At 40.8% G+C, this 16,774-nt stretch carries 13 protein-coding genes; 12 read left to right on the forward strand and 1 reads right to left on the reverse strand.

Annotation, left to right across the window (positions count from 1 at the left end; translation table 11 throughout):
• Positions 1–189 precede the first annotated feature (189 nt).
• The 8 genes from H5201_RS06990 to H5201_RS07025 all read left to right on the forward strand — a co-directional run bounded on the left by H5201_RS06990 (position 190) and on the right by H5201_RS07025 (position 10,940).
• Entirely contained in the window at positions 190–1,779 is a 1,590-nt protein-coding gene (locus tag H5201_RS06990; protein ID WP_145238328.1) for an alkaline phosphatase, read from the forward strand.
• Positions 1,780–1,790: 11 nt separating this feature from the next.
• Positions 1,791–3,581 carry an alkaline phosphatase gene (locus H5201_RS06995; protein WP_182784077.1) on the forward strand — a complete coding sequence of 597 codons (1,791 nt, stop codon included), beginning with the start codon at positions 1,791–1,793 and terminating at the stop codon, positions 3,579–3,581.
• 120 nt (positions 3,582–3,701) lie between these two features.
• Positions 3,702–4,412 carry a hypothetical protein gene (locus tag H5201_RS07000; RefSeq protein WP_182784079.1) on the forward strand — a complete coding sequence of 237 codons (711 nt, stop codon included), beginning with the start codon at positions 3,702–3,704 and terminating at the stop codon, positions 4,410–4,412.
• A gap of 273 nt (positions 4,413–4,685) precedes the next feature.
• Positions 4,686–5,492, forward strand: a complete 807-nt coding sequence (locus H5201_RS07005) for a VOC family protein (RefSeq protein ID WP_182740406.1) — start codon at positions 4,686–4,688, stop codon at positions 5,490–5,492.
• Between the two features lie 103 nt (positions 5,493–5,595).
• Positions 5,596–6,261, forward strand: coding sequence for an SDR family oxidoreductase (locus H5201_RS07010; protein ID WP_182717654.1), 666 nt, complete (start codon positions 5,596–5,598; stop codon positions 6,259–6,261).
• 127 nt (positions 6,262–6,388) lie between these two features.
• On the forward strand, positions 6,389–6,751 hold the full coding sequence (locus tag H5201_RS07015; RefSeq protein ID WP_145238340.1) for a hypothetical protein: 363 nt from the start codon (positions 6,389–6,391) through the stop codon (positions 6,749–6,751).
• A gap of 4 nt (positions 6,752–6,755) precedes the next feature.
• The gene (locus H5201_RS07020) at positions 6,756–9,089 is read left to right on the forward strand and encodes a fatty acid cis/trans isomerase (RefSeq protein ID WP_182740404.1); all 2,334 of its coding nucleotides are present in this window, start codon (positions 6,756–6,758) and stop codon (positions 9,087–9,089) included.
• 123 nt (positions 9,090–9,212) lie between these two features.
• The gene (locus H5201_RS07025; protein WP_182784081.1) at positions 9,213–10,940 is read left to right on the forward strand and encodes a response regulator; all 1,728 of its coding nucleotides are present in this window, start codon (positions 9,213–9,215) and stop codon (positions 10,938–10,940) included.
• Between the two features lie 5 nt (positions 10,941–10,945).
• Here the strand turns inward: H5201_RS07025 and H5201_RS07030 are convergent, their stop codons facing one another.
• Positions 10,946–11,563 carry a hypothetical protein gene (locus tag H5201_RS07030; RefSeq protein WP_149982578.1) on the reverse strand — a complete coding sequence of 206 codons (618 nt, stop codon included), beginning with the start codon at positions 11,561–11,563 and terminating at the stop codon, positions 10,946–10,948.
• Positions 11,564–11,708: 145 nt separating this feature from the next.
• On the opposite strand from H5201_RS07030, the gene H5201_RS07035 reads away from it, so the two are divergent.
• From H5201_RS07035 to H5201_RS07050, 4 genes are all read left to right on the forward strand, one after another.
• Positions 11,709–13,151, forward strand: a complete 1,443-nt coding sequence (locus H5201_RS07035) for an ATP-binding cassette domain-containing protein (protein WP_149982579.1) — start codon at positions 11,709–11,711, stop codon at positions 13,149–13,151.
• A gap of 490 nt (positions 13,152–13,641) precedes the next feature.
• Positions 13,642–14,424: an RES family NAD+ phosphorylase gene (locus H5201_RS07040; protein WP_220493226.1), complete on the forward strand. Its 783-nt coding sequence runs from the start codon at positions 13,642–13,644 to the stop codon at positions 14,422–14,424.
• A 444-nt stretch (positions 14,425–14,868) separates the two neighbouring features.
• A complete protein-coding gene (locus H5201_RS07045; protein ID WP_182784083.1) occupies positions 14,869–15,918 on the forward strand; it encodes an ankyrin repeat domain-containing protein in 1,050 nt (349 codons plus the stop codon).
• A gap of 122 nt (positions 15,919–16,040) precedes the next feature.
• On the forward strand, positions 16,041–16,604 hold the full coding sequence (locus H5201_RS07050) for a hypothetical protein (RefSeq protein ID WP_182717660.1): 564 nt from the start codon (positions 16,041–16,043) through the stop codon (positions 16,602–16,604).
• Positions 16,605–16,774 lie beyond the last annotated feature (170 nt).

The following is a 16,774-nucleotide window of genomic DNA, read 5'->3' on the forward strand; positions in this document are numbered from 1 at the left end:
ACCGCTTACCGCTTACCGCTTACCGCTTACCGCTTACCCATCATAACGTTATGATATAACAAATAAAAACAATGTAACTTTTAATTTTTATGTAACATAAAGTCACTTTTTAAGTAACAAAACCTACCTAATATTATGCTCTCATTACTACAGACATTCTTGACCAAATCGTATCAATGGAACTTAAAAATGAAAATTAATAAAATTGCGACTGCAATTGGTTTAACACTGGCGTTGTCAGCGGGTGCTAATGCAGGTGTGTTACCTGATAACCAAATGAAAAGTGATTGGTATAGCGCTGCACAGGCTAAATTAACCTCTAAAGAAACGATGGCTAATGCAACACCAGCCACTAAAGCAAAGAACGTAATTCTATTTGTTGGTGATGGCATGGGTATATCAACCCTCACCGCAGCACGTATCCTTGCAGGCCAAAAACAAGGCGCTTTAGGAGAAGAGGGCTTTTTGAGCTTTGAAGAATTTCCGTATTCGGCACAAATAAAAACGTATAACGTCGATGCGCAAACACCGGATTCAGCAGGCACCATGACGGCTATTATCTCAGGTGTTAAAACGGATGTTGGTGTTATTGGTGTTAACGAAGACATTGAACGTGGCAAATGTGCAACTGTAGCAGGTAATGAATTAATTACAGCTACAGAGCTTGCAGAAATTAAAGGCCTAGCCACAGGTATTATTTCTACTGCACGGATCACCCACGCAACGCCAGCTGCAACGTATGCAAAATCAGCTGATCGTAATTGGGAAGACATTTCCGACATGCCTGCAGATGCAGTCACTGCAGGTTGTGAAGATATTGCGTCGCAATTAGTTAATTTCGAAAAAAATCTTGAAGCGCGCTTTGCGGGTGTTGATGTTGATGGTCTAGAAGTGGTGATGGGTGGCGGCCGTCGTCATTTCTTACCAAAAGATGCTGCATTTAACTCTAATGATGCTATGAGTGCAGTCGAAGGTGATCGTACTGATGAACGTGATTTAACAGCGCAATGGCAGCAAATGTATAGCGATGGTAAATACATTACTGATCAGGCCGGCTTTGACGCAATAAATGGCGATACCAAACGCGTATTTGGATTATTTAATGAATCGCATATGCAATATGAAGCGGATCGCAGTAATGATATTGCAGGTGAGCCTTCATTAACGCAAATGACGACTAAAGCGATTGATATATTAAAGAATAATGAAAAAGGGTTTTTCCTAACGGTTGAATCGGGTCGTATCGATCACGCCCACCATGCCGGTAATGCTTACAACGCATTAAATGACACAATTGAATTTGCCAATGCGGTAAAAGCAGCAGTAGAAAATACCGATCCGAATGAAACACTTATTTTAGTCACTGCGGATCACAGCCATGTATTTACCATTGCTGGCTATCCAAAACGCGGTAACCCAATTTTGGGTCAAGTTGTAGCAGTAGGTCGCGATACTCCAACCCTTGCAGCTGACGGTATGCCGTATACCACAGTCGGTTACGCAAATGGCTTGGGCTTTAGAGATTTAGGTGATGAAACAGATGCAGACGCTTCATATTTAGCCGCAGCCGTTGCTGGGCGTGTTGAATTAAGTGGTGTTGATACCTTAACACCGGGCTTTCATCAAGAAGCAGCAGTCCCACTTAGCTCGGAAACTCATGCAGGTGAGGATATTTCATTGCATGCTAAGGGCCCTGGGGCACAGTTGGCACAAGGCGTTGTGGAGCAAAATGTTATTTTCCACATTATCAGTCAAGCGCTCGAACTAATAGAAGAATAATGGTGATTACAATGAAAAAACTTAACTTAATATCTCTTGCTGTGGTTGTTGCGTTAGCGGGTTGCTCTGATGATGACGATAAAATTGAGTCAATGACGGTTAAAAATACGCTTGCAGTTGGCTCTGAGCAATGTATCAATGGTGGCATTGAGACCCTAACAGGTGACGACAGCAATCAAAATGGTGAGCTGGATGCAGATGAAGTAACTACAACCACTGTAGTGTGTAACGATGCTGAAACTTCATTGAATCCACAACAGTTAGCGCCGCTTACTACCAATACTTGGTATAAAGAAGCACACACTAAATTAGCTAGTAGCCAAGATAATATTGCTAATATTGTTAAAGAGTCTGGCAAAGCGAAAAACGTCATTTTGTTTGTTGGCGACGGTATGGGGATTTCAACAGTAACAGCTGCGCGTATTTTAGCGGGTCAGTTACAGGGCAAAATGGGTGAAGAACATCAGTTAAGCTTTGAAACACTACCGTTTTCAGGGTTTGCTAAAACTTATAATGTTGATGCACAAACACCTGATTCTGCCGGTACGATGACAGCAATGGCATCAGGCGTAAAAACTGATGTCGGTGTTATTGGTATTGATGAAGCAGTGGTTAATGGTAATTGTTTGTCAGGTAAAGGCCATGAATTAGTAACGTCATTAGAGCTTGCGGAAATTGCAGGTAAATCAACGGGACTTATTTCAACGGCACGTATTACCCATGCCACACCAGCTGCAACGTATGCAAAAGCGGCAAACCGCAATTGGGAAGATGTTTCAGATATGCCTGAGTCGGAAGCGGCTAATTGTGAAGATATTGCATCGCAACTGGTTAACTTTGAAAAGAACTTAGAAGCGCGTTTTGCTGGGATCGATGTTGATGGTCTTGAAGTGGTAATGGGTGGCGGTCGTCGTCATTTCTTACCAAAAGACGCAGCATATAATTCAGCTGATGCAGTAAGCTCGGTAGAAGGCGATCGTACTGATGGCCGTGATTTAACTGCTGAATGGCAAGCTCAGTATCCAAATGGTCAATACGTAATGGATCAAGCAGGTTTTAATGCGATTGATGTGACTAACACTAAACAAATTTTTGGCTTGTTTAATGAATCTCACATGCAATACGAAGCTGACCGTGGCAATGATATTGCAGGTGAACCATCGTTATCAGAGATGACAGCAAAAGCACTGGATGTATTGGATAATAACGAGAAAGGCTTTTTCTTAACGGTTGAAGCTGGACGAATTGACCATGCACACCATGCGGGCAATGCCTATAACGCTTTAAACGATACCATTGAGTTATCAAAAGCGGTGCAAGTGGCGCTTGATAAAACCAGCATTGAAGATACGCTGATTATTGTCACTGCCGATCACAGCCATGTATTTACTATCGCAGGCTACCCAAAACGCGGTAATCCAATTTTAGGTAAAGTGGTTGCCGTGGGTGAAACCGAGCCAACACTTGCTGCCGATAATATGCCATACACCACCGTAGGTTATGCTAATGGTGGCGGCTTTAGAGATTTAGGTCAGGAAACGGATGCTGAAGTAGGTTACGACTTTGCCCCAGTAACCGGCCGTGTTGATTTAACCGATGTGGATACGCAAAGTCCAGGTTTCCACCAAGAAGCACTTGTGCCGCTGTCATCTGAAACTCATGCTGGTGAAGATGTTGGTGTTTATGCAATTGGCCCTGGTGCGCATTTGGTAACAGGTACTAACGAGCAGAGCTTTATTTTTCACGTGATGGATTATGCAGCTGACTTAGTAAAACAAGCGGATGCTAAAGTTACAAATTAAGTAATTGTCATGTAATACGCTTTACTAAAGAGCAACCCAAAACTGAGTTGCTCTTTGTCATTAATCTGCAAAATAAACACATTACAGTGACCCACGGTATTAAATCGAAAAGAGAATCCAGTGAAAAAAATTATCCTATCTTTAGCGTTAATAAGTCCATTGGCCAGTGCCACGCAGTGTGCGTTGGACAGTCAATATGTGCAAGCAAGCTATCAGGCTGGTAAGCAAGTTGCGGGCAAAGCTGTGGCTGAATCTCAACAGTTTACATTATGGCGAACACCCCATCAGGTTGCAGAGCAAGGCCTTGAATTAGTTGAAGTGTGGCAACAGTTGAGTAATCAGCAAATTCGGCCAATTCGTTACTTTCAAACACCGCAGCGTGGTATTGAATATCAACCTTCAGAGGTGCAAGGTCAGCAAGATTGGAGTACTAAATACCAATTAGTGAGTGATGATTTTATTGCCAAGATGACTTTAACCGATGAGCAAGGTGATGGCTGCGAGAAAATACAGCATTATCAATTAGTGCAAGGTGATACTACGATTGAGCTTGCATGGTTGGTAAATCAAAAGCTGGTAAGCGCAATGAGTATTGCTAAACCGCAACTTACTCAAACATTAACGTTGGGCACTGTGGACTTTAAAAAAGCTCAGATACAGCAGCAATTTGCCCTGTGGGATGCTTATCAAACGACTGACTATGCGGATATTGGTGATAACGAAGGCGACCCATTTTTAGCCAAAATGATTAACTTAGGATTTATCGAGCATGGTGCGTCTGGCTTTTATGATGCTAATGGTAAAGCGCTTGGTGGTGGGCACAGCCACTAAAAAGGGCCGGTGAATGCTCTTTTAAAGTCTCGATTTGGGTGTTAAAAGGCCAAATTTCAGCTTTATAAATTAGCATGTGGCCAGTGCCCGCAAAAGTATCGATTCGTTTAACCGTAATAAGTGATATTACACTATCGCAGCTGTATTTAGGTCGGGTTCAAATCATTCGTTGTTTGTTTTGCTATAAAGATCACCTTACGATACAAATAAAATTGGCTAAAATGGCTTTCCTCTTTTAACTTTAGTAGATGTACTATTTAAGGAGATTGAATCGTGAGTGACACACAAAGTAATCACCCCCACGGGGTTTTCTGTTGGTCAGAGTTATGTACATCTAACTGGAAAAGCGGCAAAGCTTTTTACACTGAGTTATTTGCTTGGGGGGCTGATGATCAACCCATTGGTGATGGTCTTTATTACACTATGTTACAAAAGCAAGGTGATGATATTGCTGCCATGTATCAAATGCTGAACGAACAAAAAAACGCAGCGACATCAAGTCATTGGTTAGCCTATATTGCAGTAGATAATATTGATGAAGTAGCTGAAAAAGCCAAACAATTAGGTGCTGATATTATCGCCGGTCCTCATGATGTAATGGACGCGGGTCGCATGGTGTTGCTAAATGAGCCTGGTGGTGCATTATTTGCCTTATGGCAAGGTAATCAACATAAAGGTTGCAAACGTTTAGGTGAACTTAATACTCCCTATTGGCATGAACTGGCAACCCGCAACAGTGCTGCAAGCCGTGAGTTTTATTGCCAGTTATTGGGTTGGCAGAGCGTTGAAAAACCTATGCAAGGAATGAGCTACACATTATTCACTGTTGCTGACCAACCCGTTGCAGGGATGATTGAGATGACCGATGAATGGCCTGCAGAAATTCCTGCTCACTGGATGATTTATTTTGCTGTCGATGATTGTGATAACTATGTCGCAACGGCTCAGCAACTTGGCGGTGAAGTGTGTGTGGCACCAACCGATATTCCCGAGGTGGGCCGCTTTAGTGTGATCACCGATCCACAAGGCGCAGTGTTTTCAATTATGACCTCCGCTATGAATGATGTGAAATGTAACTAGTTATGCTTAATTTAATTAACTAAAAAAGCACTTAGGTGCTTTTTTTATTTTTGTTTGCCCCAAGCTCTCAGTTATAGAGTGTATATAGAATGGGAGTAAAAGTATGACAAAGCATGTGGTAATTACAGGCGCTAATCGTGGCATCGGCCTTAATTTATGTCAGCAATATTTAGCAAAGGGTTACCAGGTTACGGCCGTGGTGCGTACTCCAAGCGATGAACTTAAAGAATTAGATGTGACAGTGATCAGCAATATCGATGTTGCCAATGCAGCAGATATCGAAACACTTGAAAACCAGTTACATGGGCATAAGATAGATCTGCTTATTAACAATGCCGGTATTTTCCATAATGAAAGTATGGCAGAGATGGATTTTGATACCATTAATCAACAGATAGCCATCAATGCTGTAGCACCAATTCGAGTTACCCATGCGTTAATACACTGCTTAGGTATTGACGCTAAAGTTGCCATGATCAGCAGTCGCTTAGGGTCGATTGCTGATAATGACTCAGGTGGTTATATTGGTTATCGTATGTCAAAGGCTGCACTTAACGCGGCATCAGTCAGTTTAGCTCATGAGCTAAAAAGCAAAAAAATTGCGGTTGGTTTATTTCATCCGGGCTTTGTGCAAACACAAATGGTTAATTATGCCGGAGACATTTCGCCTGAATTATCTGCAGAGCTTTTAGCACAACGTATTGATGAACTAAACCTAAGCAATAGTGGTGGTTTTTGGCATTCAAATGGTGAAACCCTACCTTGGTAAATAATATTTAATGTAGGTTATCTTTAATAGCTAAACAGGCTGTAAATCAGCAGTCAGTTTAGCTAAATTTAATTAATTTTTGCTATAATACTGTCATATTAACGATTTTAGTATTTGAGAGCAGCACATGGAATTAGAGCAAGATAGTAGTTTAACACTTCCGTTATTTCTTTTTGATGAGACCTTAAATGAGCGAGATTTATCGACCCCTGATCTCTCAATAAGCGTACTTTTAGATGACGACTTACTGACCCAGCTTTGTCAAAATCCAGCACCGGATAGCAGCATTGCTATTACTATTTCAGATTATATTGTAGAAGCCCATAACCCGGCGTTTGCAGACTTAGCAAGCAATGCACATCAAGCACAGCTAACTTTAACGCGTGGACCATTATTGAGCGCAGTACTCGATACCCAATCAGAGCAAACATTTGTGTCCCCACAAATGGATATGATGCCGACGTTTGACTTGGGCGATGAGGACGAATAATTCGATGAGAAAGTCTTTTTTGCTGAGTGCACTAATTGTTGTGCTCAGTGGCTGCGCTTATTTAGGTGCCGCTCATTACAATGAGCTATTCGGGCCAGAGCAAACACAGCAGCGTATGGTTGAACATAACTCAGGTAGCGGTGCTGAGTTTTTACAGCATGTACAACCTGTGCTCGAGAGTCGTTGTGTGGTTTGTCATGGCTGCTATGATGCACCATGCCAACTGAAACTTTCATCTCCAGAAGGAATTGACCGCGGCCTAAGTAAGGAACGTGTTTACAATGGTACTCGTTTATTAGCATCGACTCCCAGCCGCTTACTTTTTGATGCAACGAATACTAGCCAGTGGCGTGATAAAGACTTTACCCCAGTATTGAATGAACGAGCGCAAACAGAGCAAGCAAATCTTGCCGGTAGCGTGTTGTACAACAGTTTAGTGTTAAAAATGAGCTCACCGCTACCAAATGATGAGATCTTAGGTGATGAGTTTGATTTTTCTTTAGATCGCTCGCAAAGCTGCGCCACTATAGGAGAATTTGACAGCCTTGCCAACAGCCAACCTCATTCCGGGATGCCATATGGATTACCTGGTATTTCGCGTACTGAATTTAAGCACCTTGAAAAGTGGCTTAAAGAGGGCGGTAAAATGGCGCATATTAAACCGCCAAGCAAAGCTGCTTTAGCTCAAGCACAACGCTGGGAGAGCTTTTTAAATCAAGACGATTTAAAGTATCAATTAACAGCACGTTATGTGTTTGAACATTGGTATTTAGCACATATTTATTTTGTTCAAGATGATGAAAAAAGCTTTTTTAAATTGGTGCGTTCGAGTACCCCACCAGGGCAGGACATTGAGTTAATAAATACCCGCCGCCCTTACGATGACCCTAAAGTGGAGCGGGTGTATTATCGCTTAATGCATGATCGTTCGACTATTTTGGCAAAAACGCATTTACCACTGGCACTGAATGACAGTAAATTAGCGCGCTTGTACAGCCAGTTTATTGCGCCAGATTATCACGTTGACAGCATGCCAAGTTACTTGCCAGAAATAGCATCCAACCCATTTAAAGTGTTTGCCGCCATGCCGGTTAAATCTAAATATCAATTTATGTTAGATGAAGCTGAATTAATCATTATGGGCTTTATTAAAGGGCCTGTTTGTCGTGGTCAAATAGCGTTAAATGTTATTAATGATCATTTTTGGGTGGCATTTGCTGATCCAGCTAAAGCGGCAACGCCAGAAGTGGGTGAAATGCTGCTACAACATGAAGATGCCTTGGCATTGCCAGCGGCTGAAGAAAGCAACGCTTTACCTATTTCTAGCTGGGTCAAATATGCCAAACGTCAGAATACTTACCTTAAAGCCAAGGCAACGTTGGCAAATAGCATGTTCAAAAATGGTGAAAACCTAACCACCGACCTATTATGGCGTGGTGACGAGGTGAATGATAATGCTGCTCTGACTATTTTCCGCCATTTTGATAGTGCGACTGTGGTTAAAGGTTTTATTGGCCAAGAGCCAAAAACCATGTGGGTATTAGATTACGCACTGTTTGAGCGGATACATTATTTATTAGTTGCCGGGTTTGATGTCTACGGTAATGTTGGCCATCAGTTGATCACTCGTTTATACATGGATTTTTTGCGTCTAGAAGGCGAGCAAAACTTTTTAGCACTGTTACCTAAGCCTCAGCGTAAAGAGTTAAAAGCAAACTGGTATCGTAAAGCACCACCGAGTTTAACTAATTTCTTTGAAAGTGGTGATGAGTTTAGTCAGCCAACAGGGATTGACTACAAAACACAGGATCAACAACACGAGTTATATGGCTTAATTAAACAAACGCTAAAACCGGTGTTAAGTCCGCGCTTTGATTACACACAAGTACCAGAGCCGTTACAGCAGTTAAATAATATGCCTGCAAAAGCAATTAATTTACTGCCGCAAATCTCTTTTATATTAGTGAAAGACGGTGCTGCAGAGCATCAAGCGTATACCATGATCCATCACAATGCCCATTATAATATTTCTAGTTTATTGAACGAGGAAGGGCAGCGCGCTTATGCAGAAGATACCGTCACCATTGTGCCTGGTTTCATTGGTGATTACCCTGAAACAATTTGGTATTTGAATAATCCACAACAACTTGCATCATTTGCCGAGCAACTACCATTGATGCAAATAGAAGCCGATTACAGAGCATTAAAGAGTCAGTTTGCAATTCGCCGAACACATCCGCAATTTTGGCAATACAGTGATATTTTGCACAAAGTTGCCAAACAATACGGTGGTGTTGAATACGGTTTGTTTGATTATAATCGTTTAGAAAATCGGTAATTATTAAACCAAAACTGATAAACCCCGCATTTAAGCGGGGTTTATTTTTTTAATAATATCATTGCGTAAAGTGTCACTTTATCCCCTTTGGTCTACACTTATTAAAAAATAATAGGGCCTATTATGATTCAAATTATTGCTAATATTCGGTCGCGCTATCGTTGGGCGTTATTAGCGATAGCGATTCTCTCGAGCGCGAGTGCTTTGCTTATTCAGTTTATGTTTTTTGTGCAAAAAGACGATGCTCATATTATCAATGTTGCAGGTAAGCAGCGGATGTTGTCACAAAAAATCGCTTGGCATAGTAATGCCATGGTTACTGAGATTGGTAGCAATATTAAATTACATCGTAATGTATTAGCTAAAGCGAGCGCAGAGTTTAGAGCAGGGCATGAATTTTTAGTGCAACAGCATTCTAATGGCGATTATTTATATTTAGACGACGAGTTGGTTGCTTATTATTTTTCGTCACCGATTAATCTTGCGCAAACGTCGCTAGCGTATTTGGCTAAAGTGCAGCAACTGTTAAATGATCCTAGTGTAAGCAAAGTAGAAAAGCGATTTACAGTTGCAGAGGTTGAACGCTTGCTCAAGGAGCTTGATGGTGCAGTCTCGCTATTTGAACAACAAGCAAAGTTCAAAACCCGAGTGCTGTCCAACCTAGAGCTGGCTTTTTGGCTATTAACTTTAGTGTTGCTATTCATTGAGCTGAAATTTATATTTCAGCCTATGGAGCTGCAAATTATCGCTGCGATTAATAAATACCAACAACAAAAGTTGCGAGCAGAGCAGATAAGCACTTATAAAGAGCGCTTTATCGCACGGGCAAGTCATGAATTTAGAACACCGCTACAAGGGCTGATAGACTCGATTGAGCAACTTCAGCTATCAGAATCTCAGCAAGCATTGCAAAAACAAGCAAAATATTGTGCCAGCAGGATTGTAAGTATGCTGGATGAGTTACATGAACTACAGCAGTTTAATACTGGGCAATGGCAGTTAAAATTTATCAAGCGTAATTTAATAACCACGCTTGAGTCGGCTATTACACCTTTTCAGTTTGCCTGTGATAACAAACAGTTAAAGTTTGAAGTAAAACTCAGTCCTGAGTTAGATCGCTATACAGAGTTTGATCATTTACGATTGCAGCAAATCATTACCGAGCTACTTAGTAATGCCATTAAATTTACTAGCACTGGGCAGGTTTCAATATCCGTTAGTTACCAAGATGGTCATATTAAAATAGTGGTCGCTGATAGCGGCGTTGGTTTTGCTCAATGCTATCCATATTTAAATCATCATAGTATAGAACAGAGCAATGACTTTCAGGGCTTACAAACCGGTTTGGCACGTGTGCAACATATTGTCAGTGCTATGCAAGGCGGCGTTGAGTTTAAAGATGTCATACCGCATGGTGCACAGATTAAGATCCGTTTGCCATTATCTAAAGCTGCACTACTAACGAATCAAGGCAACTTACCCGCACAACTGCATTGCTTAATTGTGGAAGACAATTTATTAAACGCAACAATTTTATCACGAATTTTAACCGAGCTTAATTACACCGTTGAAGTGGCTGAAAACGGTTTAATAGCAACACAAAAAATTACTGAAAGTGAGTTTAATGTGATTTTTATGGATTTGAACATGCCGGTGATGGATGGCTTTCAAGCGATAGATATCATCCGCCAAGAACTAAATTCAACGGTTCCGATCATTGTGATCACCGCCAACACTGCGCCAAGTGATTTAGAGCGAACTTATGAACTTGGCTCTAATGTACATGTTTATAAACCATTTTCGGTTGCGGATATTAAAAAAGCCCTCATGAATGTATTTAACGAGGGCTGATAATTTTAGTGGCTGATTTTAATATCACCTACACCGACTTCAACGTTAATGCGGTATTGGCCGTCACCGTTATATTTACTAGTTGAGGTGACCAGCTTACGGCTATGTTTAGCATCATTTTTCATGCCTGCTATTTTGGTGTCGCCAACACCACTATCTAGAGTGATCGTTTGATAGTCAGCTAACGCGCTGCTGATCCGCACCGCGCCCACACCGACATCGATGCTGGCAGTATTAGCAAAATTATTTACTTCAATATCGCCCACACCTAGCTCTAAATCTATCGCCATGGTTGTTGGTATACTTACTAGCCAGCTTTGTTGCACATCGTCATTATCAATCGAGAGGCTCAGCTTATCGCTACTTTGTTGATTTTTTAAAGTGATATCTTCAAGTGCAACATCATCACTAAACCAATTATCATTTTTCGCTTTTAGCTCAATCGACACGGTTACTTGGTTACCTTGATGGGTGCTAAGTTCTAGGCTGCCAACGGGCACGTTGATCGCCAATGCCTGCTTGGCAGTGACATCAAAGGTCTGTTCAATTTTTTGCTCAGCATGAGCAGCTAAACTACTAGTTAATAAGATTACGGCTAAACTAGAGATACTAAGTGTATTCATTATTTTTACTCGTTGTTAATGGCTTTATAGATTAGACGTTAGCAGATTTAAAAAGGTTTAAACCGCGTGAATTTTATTCTATAGCCATGCTAATAAAAGTCATGTATTTTCAAACTAATTAATTTAAGAGCTAAAAAGGATCGCTGTGCAGTCAATTAAACTCAATAATGTGACGGCTAACCTTGGTACTAATGAACGCGAAAGTTTTCTCGTAAGTAAGCTAACTTGGCAGGTTGAGAGCGCTCAGCATTGGGTGCTGCTTGGCGGTAACGGAGCAGGAAAATCAGCCATAACAGCAGTATTACTCGATCAAGCTAATATTGTCAGTGGTACACGAAGTTGTGATTTTAAGCGTACAGAAATAGTCTCTTCAGATCTGCAAAAGCAATTGATTACCGCTGAGTTATTAGCTGATCAAGACGACATCACCGATGGTAAAACTAGCCCTAAATTGGTGTCAGAGCTGATTTATCAGCAATCAAGCCCATGTTTTGATCAACAGCTATGCCAGCAGTTAATTACAGGGTTTGCTTTTGAGACATTGCTTAAGCAACGTTTGCGCGCACTCTCAACCGGGGAAACACGTAAACTAATGTTAATTAAAGCACTGAGTAATCGGCCCGAACTGATTGTGCTTGATGAACCGTTTGACGGTTTGGATGTACAAAGCGTTGAGCTATTACGTAGCGTATTAATCGAACTAAGTGCCAGCATGACCATGGTCTTTGTGGTTAATCGGTTAGATGAAATCCCCGTATTTATTACGCATTATGGTTATGTGAAAAATGGCGAATTACAACAGCAACTAGCAACTCCTGACCTTAAGCAGCGCGATGATTTATTTAAATTATTACACCTACAACAAACTGATTTAACGATTCCTAGCAAAGATGTGGCACACAGTGCCCCAGAGTTTAATGAGCCTGAGTTAGTACGATTGCAAAATGCCAGCGTCAGTTATAGCGGTAAGGTTATTTTTAACCACTTAAATTGGACAATCAAAGCACGACAGCATTGGCAGCTCAGTGGTCAAAACGGCTCCGGCAAAACCTGCCTGCTTAACTTAATCACTGGCGATAATCCGCAGTGTTATAACAATGATATTAAAGTGTTTGGCTATCAACGCGGCAGTGGTGAAAGTATTTGGCAAATTAAGCAGCATATTGGCTATATTTCGAATGCTTTGCATATGGAATATCGGGTTAGTATTTCGGCGCTTAATACCATAGTATCAGGCTTTTACGACAGCATTGGCTTGTATCAAAAGCCAACTCAAATTCAGCTTGATATCGCCATACAATGGTTAGCATTATTAGGTTTGAGTGAGTTAAAAAACACCCCATTTACGCAACTGTCTTTTGGTGACCAACGCATGCTATTGATTGCCCGCGCTATGGTAAAACACCCCACATTACTGATTTTAGACGAGCCATGTTTGGGGCTTGATGAAGCCAATCGGCAGCGTGTTTTACTATTAATCGAAAAAATATGCGCTGCAGGCAGTAGCACAGTAATTTATGTAAACCACCATGCGAAAGATAAAATTACCGGGATAGAGCACTATTTAGATATGGCAGATTTTAGGTAAGGAAAAGGTTCTAGGTTTTAGGGGCCAGGCGCTAGGAAAAACCAGAGCAGCTCGGCGTTAAATTTATCGCCGTAGGTTGGGTTGAGTGCAACGAAACCCAACAGCCATTCTTGCAAAGTAACTCTAAACCCCCTATGAAACGCTGAATTCTGCATCTAGAGGTGGTTTGGGTATATGGATAGCAAACAGTTACATAATTTGTTATTAATGAGTAATGTAAATAAGAGAACGCGCCTTTTGTATAAAAGAGGAACGTGCTCTTTGATTAAATTTTTATATGACAAGGATAGCTCAATGGAAGTAGCAGCTCAGGTTACATTTATCAAAATTGATAGACCATCTCATGTATTCAGGTATTTTGGTGATAATTGCTGGCCAAGAATATAATATTCACCTGATTTAGATGCTAGTAGTAGAATAATTTTGTGGAAGAACGTCACAAAACTGCTTGTTGTAAGTGTTATGTGTTACTACAAACTAAGGAGTATGAATGAGCTTCAAATCTTGGTTAAGCTATTCTGACTTTTCTAAAAAAGCGTGCTCTAAGTTGCACTACACTTTAGATCATGAGTCGAGTGAATTTCTAAATTCAATTAATGACACTTGTAATGACAGGATTAAAACCTTGAAATCTGGTTCTGTGGTATGGCGTGCACAAACTGGATGCGATAAGGAAAAGGCTACTGATAGTGCAGAACAAGAGTTCCATGTTGATAAGCGTATTCCTTATTCATTCAAGCGAATGAAACCCTTGAGCAATAGCCCCTCAGAGGGGAGAGCGAACTTAAAAGGGAACCCTTGTTTATATGTAGCAGCAGATGCAGAAACTGCGGTACACGAAGTGAGGCCTTGGCCTGGATTACCCGTAACAATCGCTAAATTGCATTTGACAAAGGATATGAAGTTGATAGATTTTTCGGAGACTGCTGAGGCCGAGCAGTACCCATATTTTTACATCGACGAACCTTCTATTGAGCAGAAAATTGACGCTGTGTGGGCTGCGATGGATATTGCTTTTTCTTGGCCTGTAACGGAATCTGATTCCAAATCAGAATATGCGCCGACGCAAATAATATCAGAGTTTATTAAATCGAAAGGGTATGACGGGATTATTTATAAAAGCTCTTTAACTAAAGGGCATAATTATGTCCTTTTTAATTTAAATGATGCGGCAGTTGTTCAGTGTGACTTGTTTGTCGTATCTAAGGTTAAATATGACTTCGAGAGGTTGGATGAAAGCTCATCTTTGACAGCGGAGCGTGGCAACACATAACACATATGAGCCTTAACTCTGGCAATAGTGTTCTTTTTGACTGTTTTTATATAGTGATGGTCAATTCTAAATCAATAAACAAATTCATCTACTTCCTCTAAAGCGCAGCGTCTCTTAACCTTATTGTGAATAATTCACTAATTTTTTTGCACAAAGAGTAATGAATGAGCAGTAAATGAGGGGGGAGCAAAATAGCTACTCGGTTATGGTTGAACCATCAATAACAATAAATTAAAAACGAGTGATTCTACAGCTCGCCTCCATTAAAAATGGGGGAATTACCGTTTGTCTGTTAAAAACACCGATCTATAGGGAAATTATTTTTGTATAATAGCGCCTCTAAAATAAGCCATATCAGTCTTCGGGATATTATATAAAATATAGACCCCCAGTTCACTTAGCGCACAGTGAATATGTTATATACAAAGGATAGAGTACGTAACCATGGCACGAAAAAGAAAAACACTTCCCAAGAATTTTGATGAGCTGATCAAAAAAGAAAATCTCTCGACTCTTATCACTATTTTTGACAAATGCGAGCTGGATGCTTACAGCGGCTACGGTAAGGTATCGGCACTAGGGTTTAGTCATTGTCCCGATGAGTTGTCAAAGTGGCTTGTTGATAATGGCGCGGATTTGCATTATTTAAATACCTATGGCAATACGCCGCTACACCTTAGAGCAGGCGCTATACACTCGAACTTGGACGTTCTTATTCAAATGGGAGCGGACGTAAATTTTCAAAGTAAAGCGGGCAATACGCCACTGCATAGCGCAGTAACCTTTCATAACGTCCACAATGCGGCAGTATTGCTTGCGGCCGGTGCGGATATTAACGTTAAAAATGAATATGACTTAACACCATTAGAATACAGCTTGCAGCGCTGCGGCAATTTGGATATTCCCAGTATGGTTGATATGACAGAGCTATTCGTTCGTTATGGCGTAGAAATTACGCCTAAAATGCAAGAATTGGTGACCGCTATTGGCGATAAGTTCGAGTTTATGCGAGAAGACTTTAATAAAGATAGTGTAGATGAGTACAGTCACGCCTTAAATAACTTGTATCGCTTATATGGTGTAACGCCTGTGGCAACGCGTTTGCTTCACGACGGACAGTCAGCTATTGAGTTAGTTGGTGATACTTGGGAGCAAACATACGATAACCTTTGGGATTATTTAGTCCCGCCTAAAGGCGCAGCATTAACCGTACAAGGTGAAGTTATTCGTATCGCAGGGCGAGTGACTGATGAGCTGTATGGTAATGGTGGTGTTAATTGGGATCGCGCATACCGGCAAATGTGCAATGCTTATCTTAAGCATATTGCTTCACACAATTCATTGGAAGAAAAAGAAATTGCTGCATTAAGTAATCTAGTTTCCGATATGGAGCTGTTAATGGATGAGACCACTCAGCTGCAACAATATGCTGTTAAGTGGATTTCAAAAAACACTCATCCAATTAAATTAGAAACCCCCAGCTATAAACGTTAAAGTATTTATTACTGAGGCCATCTGCTATGTGCTTTTTATGTGCTCTATGCAAGGTATTTTAATTACTAGTGTCATCAGTTATTGATGAGACTCCATCTGTATTATTTAAATAGGAAAATTAAGTGAACGAAGAACAATTACTCGAAATTATTACTAATCCGATCCCCGATAACTATTTTCCAGTCCAGTTTCTTGAAGAATGCAAAGCGTTGAAAGAGTTAGACTATATTTCACCGGTTGTATTAAAAGAGGAAGTAGTATCTCGATGTAAAACGATTATTTCACCGCAATGGCATTCTTGGATTGAAGCCTATTTCCAGCTTGTTTCGAGCGGCAAGTTTCCGTTTTTATGGCCTTTTAGACAGGATATGATTGGTTTTAACTTCAGAGAAGAGTTGGATGACTTTGAACGTGACGATGAGTTATTTTCATTAGGCTCTGACCCAGTTGGTGATTGGTTTGTGATGACCAACAGTAGCGGATCACAAGTGTTTTTATCAGATCATCATATTTATGATTTATATGACGGTTGGAAAAACCCCAATCATCTAGTGGCTTGGGCGTTACGCTCTGCATTGGCTGATGAACATGGGTTGGCTGTTGCAGATATTATGAATGCTTGGGAACAACGAAATGATAAAGTTGAACTCGATGCTCTCAAGCGGATCATATCGGATCTTAACTAAACCGAACATGTCGTCGGTTGAATATGGGGGAAACGCTTTATTCTGACGTTACCCCATACATCTTTAACGTTATGGTTTTTAACTATTCTTATGTACAGCAGTAGCCAGTACGTTAGGCAAATAAACTCAAAAAAGAGTAAGTTAATGTCCAAATGGCAGTTATTTAAAAG

The organism is Pseudoalteromonas sp. SG43-6 (genome assembly GCF_014164365.1).
In the GTDB taxonomy this organism is placed as follows: Bacteria; Pseudomonadota; Gammaproteobacteria; order Enterobacterales; family Alteromonadaceae; genus Pseudoalteromonas; species Pseudoalteromonas rhizosphaerae.